The organism is Collimonas antrihumi (assembly GCF_018304965.1).
Taxonomy (GTDB): Bacteria; Pseudomonadota; Gammaproteobacteria; order Burkholderiales; family Burkholderiaceae_D; genus Collimonas; species Collimonas antrihumi.
In genome coordinates this window covers 93400-106090 of sequence record NZ_JAGQED010000007.1, presented here as the reverse complement: position 1 = coordinate 106090, position 12691 = coordinate 93400, and the positions used below count along the sequence as shown (strand labels likewise).

Here is a 12691-nt window from a genome sequence, read left to right as displayed (position 1 = left end):
CCATCTTGATCCCGAATCCAGTTACCTTGCCAACCGATACCGACCTTGCGCCCCATTGGCGCGAGCGCGACAGCTTCGTGCTGCTCGATAGCGACTTCGGCAGCGGCGAACATTTTTTCGCGACATGGCAAGCATGGCGCGACGATCCGCATCGTTCCCGGCAATTGCACTATCTGGCGCTGCTGCCACAACTCGCTACACTTCACGATCTGGAAAAAGCCGCGGAGAAATTTCTGGAGTGGCAAACCCTGTACGCCGAACTGTGCGCTGCATGGCCACCCGCGGTGCCGGGATTTCATCGGATTTTCCTGCAACATGAACAACTGGTCATGACGTTGATGATTGGCGATGGCGCGGCCTGTCTGCGTCAGATAGTCGCCAAGGTAGATGCATTCCGAATGCTCGGGCGCAACTGGCAAACATGGCCTGTAGCTGCACTAAGCACCCTCGGAAAATTAGCTGTACAGCATGCCAGCCTGGATATCCGCGGATTGGAAACGGCGGCGCGCAAGCAGTTGCAGCAAGCCGGATTTGTATTTGAAAATGACGCCGATAACGGGTCTGATTCAGACACTGAATTGAACATTTCACGTGCCTGTTTTGCGCCACGCTTTGTACCACGCCTTGCACCACATTTTACCGCTTGGTCGACAGCGGCCATTGTTCATGGCGACCGCCGCGCGATAGTCATCGGCGCCGGCCTGGCTGGCAGCGCCGCTTGCCAGCGCCTGGTGCAGCGCGGCTGGAGCGTCGATCTGATCGAAAGCCATACAGCGCCGGCACAACAAGCCTCCGGCAATAGCGCCGGCATTTTCATGCCGCTGCTGTCGCGCGACGACAACCCAGCTTCACGCCTCAGCCGCAGCGCCTATCTGTTTGCCCTGCAGGTCTGGCGCCGGCTGGGCGGCATCGGCACAGCCTTTACCGGCGCTGCCTGTGGTGTCCTGCAAATCGCCCGCGATGCCGGACATGCCGATGGCCAGCAGCAACTGGCGGAATTTTGGCGCTACCCGGCCGACTATGCGCAATGGCTGGATCAGGCCGCCGCAAGCCGCCTCGCCGGCCACCCGGTCAGCGCCGGCGGCTGGTACTTCCCCGCTGGCGGCTGGGTGCAGCCACGCAGTCTTTGCCAGGCGATGCTGGATGGCTGTGGCAATCGCCTGCAAACCCATTTTGGACAGCGTGCGGCGCTACTCGAACGAGAGCAGGATGGCTGGCTCATACGCGATCAACACGGAACGGAGATAGCCAGCGCACCAGTGGTGATTCTGGCAAATGCCTGCGACGCCCGGCACTTCACTCAGGCAGAAGAGCTGCCCTTGAGCGCGATCCGCGGCCAGATCACCTACATCGAAGCCGGGCAAGTGCCAGCCATCGCGCCGGTGCTATGCGGCGAAGCCTACCTGACGCCGGCTTATGAGGGGATGTGCAGCGCCGGTGCTTCGTACGACGAGGATATGCAGGAGACGCTGCGCCAGGATAGCCAGGACGACAATCTGGCGCGCCTGGCCAACATCTTGCCGGGCTGGCAGGCGGGTGCATTGCCGCTGGCCGGACGCGTCGGCTTTCGCTGTGTCGCCCGCGATCGCCTGCCATTGATCGGCGCGTTGCCGGATAAAACCGGCGCATGTGCCGTGCGCGAACCGAAATTGAAAGACCTGGCGCGTTTTCCTGGCTTGTACAGCCTGCTTGGCTACGCATCGCGCGGCTTGATATGGGCGCCGCTGGCGGCGGAATTGCTGGTGTCGCAACTCAATGGAGAACCATTGCCGATCGAGGCTGATCTGGCCGCAGCGCTCGATCCGGCACGGTTTTTATTAAAAAAACAACGCCTCAGCAAACTTCCGCACCAATAAAAAGGGTGCCCCATAGGCGCCTCAGCAACTATTTAACGATCCCAGCGGTAGGGCCGCATCCGCCAGTCGCCGCGCGGACCTTGTTCCCAGCGTGGCGGCACATAACGGTAACCCGGCCGCGCTCTCATCCAGGCACCGCTTACCCACACGTGGCGATAGCCGTTCCAGCGCCAGTATCCCGGCGCCCAGACATAACCGTAGCGTGGTCGCGGCACCACTTCATAACGTGGCGGTGGCGGCTGCCCAATCCGGACCCCGACATAGGTTGCCGCCTGGACCTGGGTCAGCGGCGTCATCAAGCCGGCGCCTAGCGCCAGGGCACTGATGCATAAAATCGATTTGATCTTCATCGGATACCTCCTTTATTCATTTAGAAAGCCGGACGACGATTAAAATATAGGTGATAAATATGCAGATACCTGTAATTTTGTGTTTCTAAAAGATACAGAATACACAACGGACTGAAGGGCCTGAACGGCTTGCCGGGCTGCCATTGCGCCGTCCCTAAGGTAAAATGGCGGCCTGCCACGCGGCATTGTCGTTTTATAAAAATAATTGCGGGATAGTGCAGCCGCAATGCGACCACACACTGTCCCCACCTGATTTCCCGGAATACCCATGTTGCGATTGAACGAAATACAGCTTCCCCTCGACCATCCTGAAGACGCGTTGCAAGCCGCGATTCTGGCGCGGCTGGGAATCGCCGTCGAAGAAATGCTCGGTTACACAATTTTCCGCCGCAGTTACGATGCCCGCAAAAAAACTGCGGTGATCCTGACTTACAGCGTGGATATCGATCTCAAGGACGAAAGCGCTGTCCTCAAGCGCATGAAGGGCGATCGCAGCGTAATGCCGACGCCTGACACCAACTACCATTTTGTAGCGCAAGCGCCCGGCCAGCTGAAATCGCGGCCGGTGGTCATCGGCACCGGGCCATGCGGCCTGTTTGCCGGCTTGATCCTGGCGCAGATGGGATTCAATCCGATCATCCTGGAACGCGGCAAGGCAGTGCGTGAACGCACCAAGGATACCTGGGGACTGTGGCGCAAACGCGAGCTGCAGCCGGAGTCCAACGTCCAGTTCGGCGAGGGCGGCGCCGGGACGTTTTCCGACGGCAAGCTGTGGACCCAGATCAAGGACCCGAAGCACTACGGCCGCAAGGTGCTGACCGAATTCGTCAAGGCCGATGCGCCGGACGAGATCATGTACGTCAGCAAGCCCCATATCGGCACTTTCCGGCTGGTCAAGATGGTGGAGCAAATGCGCGCCAGCATCGAAGCGCTGGGCGGCGAGTTCCGCTTCCAGCAAAAAGTCGAGGACATCGACATCAAATGGGAAAACGAACGTGGCCAGGTGCGTGCGCTGGTGCTCGCCAGCGGCGAAACGATCGTTACCGACCATGTCGTGTTGGCGATCGGCCACAGTGCCCGCGATACCTTCCAGATGCTCTACGACCGCGGCGTGTATATCGAAGCCAAACCGTTCTCCCTCGGCTTCCGCATTGAACATCCGCAATCGTTGATCGACCGCTGCCGCTTCGGCCCAAGCGCAGGCAATCCGATACTGGGCGCCGCCGATTACAAGCTGGTCCATCACAGCACAAATGGTCGAGCGGTCTACAGCTTCTGCATGTGCCCGGGCGGTACCGTAGTGGCAGCCACCTCGGAGCCGGGTCGCGTGGTAACCAACGGCATGAGCCAATATTCGCGTAACGAACGCAATGCCAACAGCGGCATCGTGGTCGGTATCACACCAGACGATTATCCCGGCCACCCGCTGGCAGGGATCGCCTTCCAGCGCCAATGGGAATCGCGCGCATTCGAACTGGGCGGCGGCACCTATGATGCCCCCGGCCAGCTGGTAGGCGACTTTATCGCCGGCCGGCCATCGACCACGCTCGGTTCAGTGATTCCTTCGTACAAACCCGGCGTCCATCTGGGCGATCTGAGCACCGCCCTGCCCGACTACGCGATTGCCGCCATCCGTGAAGCGTTGCCGGTGTTCGACAAGCAGATCCGCGGTTTCGCCATGAACGACGCGGTGCTGACCGGCGTCGAAACCCGCACCTCATCGCCGGTGCGCATCAAGCGCCACGACGACAGTTTGCAAAGCTTGAATACGACTGGTTTGTTTCCTGCGGGGGAAGGCGCCGGGTATGCCGGCGGCATCATGTCGGCGGCGATTGACGGGATCCGGGTTGCTGAAGCTGTGGCGTTGAGCATGCTGAACAAGCAGTAAACCTGCTCAATGGGGGGACTATAGGCTTAACGTTTTTCTGTGGTCTTGTAGACGGCGTTGCGCTCGCGCTTACCCACGGCCACGACCAGCACGATCAACTCTTTGTCGCGCACCTCGTAAACTAGCCGGTAGCCCGCCTGGCGCAATTTGATTTTATATCGATTTCTGGAGCCGGACAGCTGCGCCGAGGGAACGTGTGGGCTAAGCAATCGTTCTGCCAGTTTCTTTTTGAACTGCTCCCGCATGTCTTGATCCAGCTTGCGCCATTCCCTCAATGCTTCCTCAAGGAAGGCTAGTTCAAAGCGCATCCAGCTTGACCTTGACCACAGCCTGACCTTTCCGGGCGTCTGCAACTGCATTCAACTCCATGTCTTCCAGCTTGTTCATCAGCACTTCATAGGCTTTTGCTGGAACACAATAAAAAACCGGCTGGTTCCGATTTAATATCGCCACAGGAAATCCTTCGCCGGCAGAAACGGTTCCCATAGGATCTTTTTTTAACTCAGAAACGCTTGCGGTCGTTTCGGCGAGAATCATGTTTGCCATAGAAATACTTTTAAAAGCATTATTAACAGCACCAATAATAGCATCTTTCATAGTACTTCCATGCATATCGTCCACCTCGCGAAAAAGTCCAGCATGACCTAACTTTCGCGGCCAATTTGCACGCATGCAGTAAGTCTTGGCTGAATTTCTATCTCGCGCTAGCAACGTGAAGGGTTTAGCCAATTTCGGCGCAAGAGTCTTTATTTGTCTACAGATTCAGCCTGCTGCTTGACATACGCGGCGTCAGTCAGCGTTTTCAGGAAAGCCACCAGATCGTCCACATCGCTGTCGCTCAGTGCAGGCTTGCTGCCTTCACGCCGGTTGTATGGCACCGAATTGATGTTGACGTTTCCCCGATAGGCGGGCGGTACGTCGTCGAATTTAACGCCGCTTTTATACCAGTCACCCGGTCTGGTTGCGCGTGTTGCGTAAAACGCGACGGCGTCGCGCAGCTCGGCAAATGTACCGTTATGCATGTAACTTTCGCGCACGGCGACATTGCGCAAGCTGGGGGTTTTGAAATAGCCGCACCATTGGCTGCTGTCGGGCCATTGCAATTGGGCTGCGGTTTTGCATAAGCCGACATCGTAGAATTCAGGATTACGGTTTTCTGCAATCCTGCGGTTACGCGGCACCGCTACCGCATCGTAGCCAAAATCGGTGAACATCGAACGTGCCGGATTACCAGAGCTGTCATTGAATTTATGACAGGACGCACAGTTACCCTTGTCCGGGTCTTTAAACAAACGCAAGCCGCGCATTTCTGCCGTACTCAACTTAACCCGTCCGCGGATATAGTCATCGTATCTGGAGCTGAAAGGGGTCATTTCGTCACTGCGTAAAAAGGCTTCCAGCGCACGGCTGGCGGCCTTGGTCGCCTGTGCCGGCCGCTGAAAGATGGCGGCGCCGAACTGGGTTCGCATGTCGAGCGCATACGCTTGCTGCAGCTTGCGCGCCAACTGGCTGGCGTCGCGGTTATTCATTTCCAGAGGATTAAACAAAGGCCCCTGAACCTGCTCTGCCAAGGTATTGGCCCGGCCATCCCAAAAGAAGCCGCCGAATGGAATCGGCGCCAGTGCATCGTCATCCTGATAGAAAAAACGCGGCGGCGTATAGCGCAGATACAAAACCGAGGGCGTGTTGCGCGTACCCAGGCTGGCCGGACGACTACCGAGCGCGACACCGATGCGCGATCCGTGATTGCCGGAAAAGGCCTTTTCCGGAGCGTGGCAACTGGCGCAACTGGTACCGCGCGGTTCCGACAGCCGGGTATCGAAAAACAATTGCCGGCCGAGCGCCACCAGTCCGGGAGGATCAGCGGGCGCTGCTGCCGGCGCCGGCATTTCCGGATAGAGCGGTGTGCTCACCGGCGCGGCATGCAGCTTGAACGGCGCCAGGCAGGCTAGCAGCAAGTTGGCTAACAACAGTGCCGGCCACAGGCGACGCATCAGTTTGGCGCCAGATAACCGGTCTTGTCGCAACGGATATTGTTGCCGATTTGCTGGCACGTGGTCAGCAGCTTCCCTTTACGCGTATAGGCTTTGTACGCCCACGTGCCATTGCTCTGGCGATCCATCACCATGAAACCGAAGCTGCTCGTATGCGCAATCTTGTCGATGATGACGCCAGGAGCGGGACTGATATTCGCGGGAAACGGATCGGCAAAATTCACATCCAGATTATCGCCGCCGTTGCCGGAGACGAAAGTGGCGGGATGGCTGGATGAGAAATTGATGGCCTGGAAATCATGGACGTGCCCATGAATTGCGGTCTTCACCCCGGCCGGATAGAAGGCGGTCGGATTGACGCTTTGCATCACCGATAACAGAGCAGCGTTACCCGGGGCCGGCGCAGCGCCTGCCAATGGAGCAAAACCCAGAATCGGATGGTGATTGGTAAAAATGCTGTTGACGCCCGCCTTCGCCGCCAGGCGGTTGACTGCCTGGAATTGCGCCTGGTACTTGATGAATTGCGGATCGTTGGTCGGCAACGCTGCCCGGCCCGCTTTCGACGAATCGAACACAATCACTTGCGTATCGGCGCCGAGCGCCACCGCGTACGGATCGGAAAAATTTCCCAAGCCGTCGTTGGCCGGATCGTCGCAAGAACGCTTGGCTTCGAACGGTTGCGTATCCAGGAAACGGAACCAGCCCTGGCCGGCGCGAGCGCATTCCTCGTGATTGCCGCGCACCATAATCCACGGCGCGGCAGCCATCAGCGGCGCTGCGGGCTTGAACAAATCGGCTTGCCACGCATCCCAGCCGTAACCCCATGGGCTGTCTTTACAGCCGGCGATATCTGCAGGGCAGGCGTTTTCGCGATAATGGTAATCGCCTATGTGCAATACCAAATCCGGTTGCATGGCGGCCGCAGCGTTGGCGATCTCGGGGAATGGCCAGGCATCGCCATCGGCGCAGGCTTGCCAGGCATTATCAGCTTTTTTCATGCGGCAACCGGTATCGGCCAGCACCACTACGCGTTGCGGCTCCTTCTTGGGCAACGGCAAAGAACGAGAACCTACTGTGATACCGCTGCTGTCAGCGGGCACACTGTATTCACAAGCGGTGACGGGAAAGGCTGAAGGCTTGGAGTCGGCAGCCGCGCTGGCGGTTGGGCGAAGTGCTGCCGTGGCCGGCGCGGCGCGTAAAGTCATTGCAACGTAGTCGGCGCCGTCACGGATTTCGGGACAATTGGCGTCGGTAGTGATGACCCTGACGATAGCCTGGCTGTTACTGCCGACAGTAACCCAGGCCGCCTTGACGCCGGCGTCAACGCTGTTGCTGTCGCTACCGCCGCAACCGGCAACTGCCAGCCCTATGCCCATTGCTGCGACCAATGAAAGTGTGCTGCGCTGCAGTTGTTTTGTCGCGTCCATATGGCTCACCGAGGTCAAATGTCATGATGTTGAATAGCCAGAAATTATAAGAAGAAAATATGACTTGGTCGTTACATCGGATGAGCAAAAAAAAAATACGCAGAATGCGTATTTTTCATGACAGGCTTCTGCGCTTCGGTCTGCAGCCGGAACGGCTATTTGCAGGCATCACGCGTTGCCTGCAGCAAGCACTTCGACAACTTATCGAAATGCAGCCAGGCCGCCTGGCTCAACTCCACCTGCTTGCGGCGCGTATCGTCGGTATCCGTCAATATGATCCAGCCTTTTTCCCGCATCGACTTCAGGCGCGCGTGCAGCATGGCCGGCGAACCGAGTTCGCTTTGCGCCATCATGTCACGTACCGACAAGCGCTCCTTGGCTTGTCCTGCGCGCGCAACAAAAGCCAAAATGCGATCTTCCAACGGGTCTAGCGATGGCAGCGACGGCAAGCCGCGCAGCGCATTCGCCAGTTGCAAAAAACGCACATAGATATCTGCAGGTCGATTATTTTTTTCCATAGCACTATTGTAAGTCGTTGCCAGAAATATCAGAAATGCTCTGCTAACGCTGTTAAATTATTGTTCAATCGCTGTTAATTCTATATCGATCATACCCGTCATTTCGCAGCAATCGCAAGTATCTTCCAGCACCTGCGCAAATACTTCGGTAATATACGCGCGTCATGACCACTACTCCGTCCCCTGTCGAGAAACTTCGTCTCAACCTGCTGATAGTCACCGCCACGGTGATCGTCTATATGCTGGTGTACTCGACCAACGACTGGCTATTCAAGCATATCGAGTTTACCCAGGGAATTGCCTGGATCTATCTGCCGGCGGGGATACGGCTTATCTGTACTTTGCTATTTGCCGAGGCAGGCGTGCTCGGCATCTTGATCGGCTCGGTACTGACTTCCAGCCTCTACTCTCTCTTTCCCGGCGATCCGGTCACCACCGTCGGTTACAGCGTCATCTCGGCGCTGGCGCCTTATCTTGCCTATAGATTCACATTGCAGGAGATGCGACTGCAGCGATCGCTGATCAATCTGACCACGACTCGTCTGCTGGCCTGCATCCTGCTGTATGGTCTCGCCAATCCACTGCTACAGCTGATGTGGTTTGTATTGCGCGGCGTCTCCTATCATTTCTGGTCGGGCCTGATCGTGATGTCTATCGGCGACCTGACCGGCTCTCTGATCGTGGTCTATGCGATCAAGCTCCTGCTGTCTTTCGTTCCGTTGCCGCGCCACTGAGCAAGTAGGCACGGCACACACAGCACCCACAGCGCACCCATCTCCAAAGCTCTCGCCGATCGTTCGCTTAACTTTACGTGGCGCCACCACCAAATCGTTATCGATTGTAATACTGCCGAAATAATTTCTCGCTATTCTGCCGACGGTTATAGAAATTATAGCGGTTAGCGAATTCACGCTATCACCGCGCATCTTTCATCGGGGTAGTGCAATGCGTAGTTGGGACGAACCAAAAAAGCGGAAAGCGCGTGTCGAAATCATTCCTATGATCGACGTGATGATGTTTCTACTGGTGTTTTTTGTGCTGATCAGCCTCAACGTCATTCCTGCGCTCGGCATGAAAACGCATTTGCCGACGGCCAGCAGTTCACAGGATCTGAAACCGCAAAACAAGGCGGTCGTCACGATCGGTCTCAATGACGCATTGCAGGTTGACGGTGTCGACACCAAAATCGCCGAGCTGCCGGCGCGCTTGAATCAGGCAAAGAAAAACGGTGAAAAACTCAACGTTATCGTCAACAGCGATCGCGGAGTCGAAGTGCAGCGGCTGGTGGAAGTGATGGACACGCTGAAACAGAACGGTTTCGAATCGATCTCCATTGCCACCCGCAAGCCGTGATGCAAGCAATGACGACCATGCCGTTCTTCTACCGATTTCGCGATGCGTTGGCAACGCTGCCATCGATACTCATACTCGCCGTCCTGATCTTTGCCGGCATCCAGAAAGCGGCAAAGATTGAAGCGCACTCCGACGATTCGCTGGTGCAGATCGCGTTGATGGAACCGGAGCCTCCGGCGCCGCCCGCACCCGCGCCGCCGACCCCGACGCCCCCGCAAGTGGTGAAGCCGCTGCCGGTACCGCTGATGCAGCCGATTCGGGAGCCGATTCGGGAGCCGATTCGGGAGCCGATCCGGCAGCCGCAGCAACAGCAGCAGACAGTTAGCGCCACACCGACTACCAACAGCCCAAGCGCAGAAGTGGCGGCCCCGCCGGCATCGCCAAAAGCCGTCGCGGCACCTGCCCCAATTGCGCCGCCGGCGCCAGAACCGGCGCCGCCCGCAACCAAACCGAACAGCGCCAGTGTGGAGGCCGGCTATGTCTCCAAGGTCCGGGTGCATCTGAACAGTATCAAGCGCTATCCGACAGGCCGCGAGGCCAGCCTGCAGCGGCCGCAAGGCAAGGTCAAGGTCTGGTTCGTGCTGAATCGCGACGGCACCCTGGCGGAACAAGGTATCGAAGCTTCATCGAACTCCATGCTGCTCGATGAAGCTGCCCGCAAGACCATCAACCGAGCCACTTTTTCTGCGTTTCCCGAATCCAGCTGGCTTGGGGAAGCGACACATCGATTCAGCGCCGAACTGGAATTCATCCCGGGCGCGGGATAGAGCCACAGCAGCCACAGCAGCCACAGCAGCAACAGCTGGCAGCGGTTTGAATATTCGGCTGCCTGAATACTTAGTTTACTTAGTTTTTACATTTCATAAAAACGTACAGGGAGTATTGCCATGCAATTCAAAGTCACCCGGCTGTCACTGCTGATCTCCGGGTTATTCATCGCCGCCAGCCCGCTGGTCCACGCTGCCGATACATCTGAAGTCGGCAAGGTCACAGTGCAAGGCGATGCCAACGGCGGCCAGAACACCGGCCTGATCCAGCAGGAAGAATCGGTGAAAGCGCGCAGCTCCGTCAATCGCGATTACATGGACAAGCAAAGCACCACCAGCAATCCGTTCCAGATGATCAACCTGCTGCCGGGCGTGAACAGCTACGATAACGACGGCACCGGCCTGTTCGGCGGCAACGTCCGGGTGCGCGGCTTCAACAGCGACCAGCTCGGGTTCACTGTCAACGGCGCGCCAGTCAACGATTCCGGTAGTTTTGCCGTCTATCCGCAGGAATACACCGATGTCGAAAACCTGTGCGACATCTTCGTCACGCAAGGTTCCACCGATACCGAAGCACCGCACGTTGGCGCCACCGGCGGCAATATCGGCATGACCATGTGTACGCCGGAAGACCAACGGCGTTTCCGCACCCAATATACTTTCGGTTCGAACGATCTGTGGAAAGGTTACGTGCGCCTCGATTCCGGCAAGCTGTTCAATGATCGCTTCAAGTTCTTCGTCTCTTACTCCAAGGCTCAGGCCGACAAATTCAAGGGCACCGGCCGCGCCGACAAGGAACACGTCGACTTCAACAGCAAGCTGGATCTGGGCGGTGGCAGTTTTGTCGATACCGGCTTCATGTACAACTCGACGCTGAATAATAATTATCGTTCGCTGACCAAAGCGCAGATCGCCCAATACGGACGCAACCTGGATTTCGGTACCGTGGCGCCGGTACATCAGCCGGGCGGCCCTGGCGCGCAAAACGACTCGACCTACGGACCCAACGCCGGCATCAATACCGGTAACAAAGATCTGTACTACGGCTACAACCTGAATCCGTTCAAGAACTGGCTTGCCACCATGAACGCACACTTCCAGCTGGCGCCACAATCCAGCGTGGATGTCAATCCATACATGTGGTACGGCTTCGGTACTGGCGGTAATCAGTTGCAGACAGTCAGCGAAGGTAACTCCGGCACGTTGCTGGGTGGCGGCGTACGCGACGTCAATCGCGACGGCGATACCAAAGATACCGTGTTGGCCTATGAAGGCAGCCGCACCCGTACCTATCGTCCAGGCGTTACGGTCAAGTACAACCAGCAGATCGACAACCACAAACTGATGGTCGGCTATTGGTACGAGCGCGCACGTCATCAGCAAACCGGTCCTTATTCACCTATCGACAACAACGGCAATGCCGCCGATGTCTGGCTAAACAATCCCGATGTCTGGCTCAAGAACCAAGACGGTTCTTTCGCTCAATACCGTGATACGCTCACCATCAGTACCGGCAAATCGGCTTTCGTGCAAGACAACATCAGCCTGATGCAAGACAAGCTGAACCTGCAGCTCGGCGCACGTTATTCGAGCATAGACCGTAACGTCACCAACAATCCAAGCCAGAGCTCACCTGGCTTTTATACTGTGCAGAAATCGTATTCCGACCTGTTGCCTAGCCTCGGTATCCGTTATCAGCTCGATCAGGCGCAATCGGTATTCTTCAACGCTGCGAAAAACTTCAAGGCGCCGGGCAATTTTTCCTTTTTCAATCTGATCTCGGGCGGCAATTTCGTCAACGGCGTGTATACCGGCGGCAAAGTGCGCAATGTGCCGGTGGACAAGGAAACTTCCTGGAATTACGATCTCGGCTACCGTTACGCGGCTGACAAATGGACGTTTTCAGGATCGGCATTTTATGTCGATTATAAAAATCGCATTGCCAGCTCGTTCAATCCCGATACCGGTAACCGTACCGACTACAACGTCGGCGACTCGACCTCCAAAGGCCTTGAATTGGAATCCGGCTACTCGCTCACCAAGAACCTGAGCCTGTACGGCTCGCTATCCTATATCAAGAGCAAGATGGATAAGGATATGCCTTGGGCAGCCAACTTCAATCTGCCAACCGGCGGCAAAGAGTTTCCGGATACGCCGAACTGGTTGAGCGGCTTGAGTCTGCAGTACGCACAAGATAGCTGGTATGTATTCGGCCAAGGCAAATACACCGGCAAGCGTTACACCACTTTGGTCAACGACGACAGCCTGGGCGGCTACACGGTGTTCAATGCCGGCGCCGGTTATACCTTCCCGTCCACTACCTGGTTGAAGAAACCGACGGTGCGCTTCAACGTCAACAATATCTTTAACAAGCAGTACCTGAATCTGAATGCCGGCAGCGGTAGCCAGTTCACCAGTAATGCTGTCGCGATTAACAGCAGCGCGCCGGCAGTTCCGCCGACTTTCTATGTCAGCGCACCACGCAGCTTCAGCGTGACGCTGGTTGCGGATTTTTAATCGGGTAATAGTAATTCTTGA

Annotated in this window: 12 protein-coding genes; 6 read left to right on the top strand and 6 right to left on the bottom strand. The window is 57.0% G+C overall.

Going from position 1 to position 12691, the window contains the following annotated elements; translation table 11 throughout:
• Positions 1–5: 5 nt before the first annotated feature.
• On the top strand, positions 6–1856 hold the full coding sequence (mnmC1, locus tag KHU29_RS08955) for an FAD-dependent 5-carboxymethylaminomethyl-2-thiouridine(34) oxidoreductase MnmC1 (protein WP_246541728.1): 1851 nt from the start codon (positions 6–8) through the stop codon (positions 1854–1856).
• Between the two features lie 32 nt (positions 1857–1888).
• On the opposite strand, the gene KHU29_RS08950 is transcribed toward mnmC1, so the two are convergent.
• Positions 1889–2206 carry a YXWGXW repeat-containing protein gene (locus KHU29_RS08950; RefSeq protein ID WP_211452460.1) on the bottom strand — a complete coding sequence of 106 codons (318 nt, stop codon included), beginning with the start codon at positions 2204–2206 and terminating at the stop codon, positions 1889–1891.
• A 268-nt stretch (positions 2207–2474) separates the two neighbouring features.
• On the opposite strand from KHU29_RS08950, the gene KHU29_RS08945 reads away from it, so the two are divergent.
• On the top strand, positions 2475–4094 hold the full coding sequence (locus KHU29_RS08945) for an NAD(P)/FAD-dependent oxidoreductase (protein ID WP_211452459.1): 1620 nt from the start codon (positions 2475–2477) through the stop codon (positions 4092–4094).
• Positions 4095–4120: 26 nt separating this feature from the next.
• Here KHU29_RS08945 and KHU29_RS08940 read toward each other — a convergent pair whose 3' ends face one another.
• From KHU29_RS08940 to KHU29_RS08920, 5 genes are all read right to left on the bottom strand, one after another.
• The gene (locus KHU29_RS08940; RefSeq protein ID WP_211452458.1) at positions 4121–4402 is read right to left on the bottom strand and encodes a type II toxin-antitoxin system RelE family toxin; all 282 of its coding nucleotides are present in this window, start codon (positions 4400–4402) and stop codon (positions 4121–4123) included.
• The gene (locus KHU29_RS08935; RefSeq protein ID WP_425514458.1) at positions 4392–4691 is read right to left on the bottom strand and encodes a type II toxin-antitoxin system Phd/YefM family antitoxin; all 300 of its coding nucleotides are present in this window, start codon (positions 4689–4691) and stop codon (positions 4392–4394) included. Before KHU29_RS08935 ends, KHU29_RS08940 begins: the two co-directional genes overlap by 11 nt.
• A gap of 149 nt (positions 4692–4840) precedes the next feature.
• Positions 4841–6088, bottom strand: coding sequence for a cytochrome-c peroxidase (locus KHU29_RS08930; RefSeq protein ID WP_211452457.1), 1248 nt, complete (start codon positions 6086–6088; stop codon positions 4841–4843).
• Entirely contained in the window at positions 6088–7515 is a 1428-nt protein-coding gene (locus tag KHU29_RS08925) for a metallophosphoesterase (RefSeq protein WP_211452456.1), read from the bottom strand. The genes KHU29_RS08930 and KHU29_RS08925 overlap by 1 nt, the downstream gene beginning before the upstream one ends.
• A 155-nt stretch (positions 7516–7670) precedes the next feature.
• Complete coding sequence (locus tag KHU29_RS08920) at positions 7671–8033, bottom strand: winged helix-turn-helix domain-containing protein (protein ID WP_211452455.1); 363 nt, start codon at positions 8031–8033, stop codon at positions 7671–7673.
• A 164-nt stretch (positions 8034–8197) separates the two neighbouring features.
• Here KHU29_RS08920 and KHU29_RS08915 point away from each other — a divergent pair, with 164 nt between their 5' ends.
• From KHU29_RS08915 to KHU29_RS08900, 4 genes are all read left to right on the top strand, one after another.
• Complete coding sequence (locus KHU29_RS08915; RefSeq protein ID WP_211452454.1) at positions 8198–8767, top strand: MASE1 domain-containing protein; 570 nt, start codon at positions 8198–8200, stop codon at positions 8765–8767.
• 211 nt (positions 8768–8978) lie between these two features.
• The gene (locus tag KHU29_RS08910) at positions 8979–9386 is read left to right on the top strand and encodes an ExbD/TolR family protein (RefSeq protein ID WP_211452453.1); all 408 of its coding nucleotides are present in this window, start codon (positions 8979–8981) and stop codon (positions 9384–9386) included.
• Positions 9386–10153 carry a TonB family protein gene (locus KHU29_RS08905; RefSeq protein ID WP_343216041.1) on the top strand — a complete coding sequence of 256 codons (768 nt, stop codon included), beginning with the start codon at positions 9386–9388 and terminating at the stop codon, positions 10151–10153. Before KHU29_RS08910 ends, KHU29_RS08905 begins: the two co-directional genes overlap by 1 nt.
• Before the next feature lie 120 nt (positions 10154–10273).
• Positions 10274–12670 (top strand): TonB-dependent receptor, encoded by a 2397-nt coding sequence (locus KHU29_RS08900; protein WP_211452452.1) that lies wholly within the window; start codon positions 10274–10276, stop codon positions 12668–12670.
• Positions 12671–12691: the final 21 nt, after the last annotated feature.

Bases quoted from the DNA above. Each gene is read 5' to 3' on its own strand.
- KHU29_RS08950 (WP_211452460.1), bottom strand. From the start codon at position 2,206: ATGAAGATCAAATCGATTTTATGCATCAGTGCCCTGGCGCTAGGCGCC.
- KHU29_RS08945 (WP_211452459.1), top strand. From the start codon at position 2,475: ATGTTGCGATTGAACGAAATACAGCTTCCCCTCGACCATCCTGAAGAC.
- KHU29_RS08940 (WP_211452458.1), bottom strand. From the start codon at position 4,402: ATGCGCTTTGAACTAGCCTTCCTTGAGGAAGCATTGAGGGAATGGCGC.
- KHU29_RS08935 (WP_425514458.1), bottom strand. From the start codon at position 4,691: ATGAAAGATGCTATTATTGGTGCTGTTAATAATGCTTTTAAAAGTATT.
- KHU29_RS08930 (WP_211452457.1), bottom strand. From the start codon at position 6,088: ATGCGTCGCCTGTGGCCGGCACTGTTGTTAGCCAACTTGCTGCTAGCC.
- KHU29_RS08925 (WP_211452456.1), bottom strand. From the start codon at position 7,515: ATGGACGCGACAAAACAACTGCAGCGCAGCACACTTTCATTGGTCGCA.
- KHU29_RS08920 (WP_211452455.1), bottom strand. From the start codon at position 8,033: ATGGAAAAAAATAATCGACCTGCAGATATCTATGTGCGTTTTTTGCAA.
- KHU29_RS08915 (WP_211452454.1), top strand. From the start codon at position 8,198: ATGACCACTACTCCGTCCCCTGTCGAGAAACTTCGTCTCAACCTGCTG.
- KHU29_RS08910 (WP_211452453.1), top strand. From the start codon at position 8,979: ATGCGTAGTTGGGACGAACCAAAAAAGCGGAAAGCGCGTGTCGAAATC.
- KHU29_RS08905 (WP_343216041.1), top strand. From the start codon at position 9,386: ATGCAAGCAATGACGACCATGCCGTTCTTCTACCGATTTCGCGATGCG.
- KHU29_RS08900 (WP_211452452.1), top strand. From the start codon at position 10,274: ATGCAATTCAAAGTCACCCGGCTGTCACTGCTGATCTCCGGGTTATTC.